This window comes from Streptomyces sp. NPDC002088, assembly GCF_040296605.1.
Taxonomy (GTDB): Bacteria; Actinomycetota; Actinomycetes; order Streptomycetales; family Streptomycetaceae; genus Streptomyces.
Genome location: NZ_JBEOXO010000128.1, coordinates 1 through 1,039 on the forward strand (window position 1 = coordinate 1; position 1,039 = coordinate 1,039).

Annotated in this window: 2 protein-coding genes; both read left to right on the forward strand. The window is 29.3% G+C overall.

Features of this window, described 5'->3' with window-relative positions:
• On the forward strand, positions 1 to 368 hold a 368-nt coding region (locus ABT114_RS50500), incomplete at its 5' end, for a hypothetical protein (protein ID WP_502988553.1).
• A gap of 5 nt (positions 369 to 373) precedes the next feature.
• The coding region (locus ABT114_RS50505; protein WP_351154158.1) for a hypothetical protein at positions 374 to 1,039 on the forward strand (666 nt) is incomplete at its 3' end.

Here is a 1,039-nt window from a genome sequence, read left to right on the forward strand (position 1 = left end):
GCCAAGGATTTGGAGCTATAAAAAACCACCAAATAGTTAAAGCAAATTTAGAGGTTTATGCTGAACTTGAGTTTGATGGTACTACTACTTGTGTGACTTACACAACTAATTTGTTAAAAAGATTTGGTTTACAAAAAAAAGATATTAACCAGGATTTACAAGGAATAACTATCCTTCCGACAGATTATTTATGTCCATTAAGTCTTGAAACTAGGAAATTAGTAATTACAGAAAATACATTTTCTATTCATCACTATGATGGTGGTTGGAAAAAAGGAAAAGATAAATTTTTATCTCTAAAAATTAAAATTCGACGCTGGATTGGTGATAACTTTTATGAGTCGATAAAAACGAAGTTGAAGGGATAGTAGTATTGAGTAACGCAGGAATAAAAGTAACTAATAACCAAATACTAATAAGAAAAGTAACAGTTATATTTTTGCTTTTTTCAGGAATTTGGGTAGGAGCTGCAACAAGTTTTTTTGAGATTTCTTTAGTGTTTTCTGTATTAGCTGGTATTATAAGCTCAAATTTACTAGAAAATGAATTTGTTCCGTATTCAGTTATTTTAATACTGGTTTTTCAAAATTTATTGATAGGTACTGGGTCTCATTTAACAGGGAATCTGTCAGGTTTAACTTATCTCACTCAAGTTCCGATGGTTTTTGTTTGGACTATTAATCTCTGTTTGAAAAAGGTAGATAAATTATCTAAAGTTGATATTTCTTTTATAGTTCTTATGATATTTTCTTTGTCATCTTTGGCATTTGGACGAGGGCCAATTCAGGCAATTATTTCGAACTTAAGAGATTTATCGACATTTTATTTTACTTATCGTATAGGTAAAAGATTTATCAAAACTGAAGAAATATTTGCGAGGTTTATAAAGAAAATTCTTTATTTAGGAATATTTGTAGTTTTAATTGGTATTATCTTATACTTAGGAGGCTATCCTCTAAACAAATTTTTGGGAATAGATGAAATTTACTACGCTAAGGGGGTAACTACTTTACTTAATAATTTTGATGGCAGATTTGGA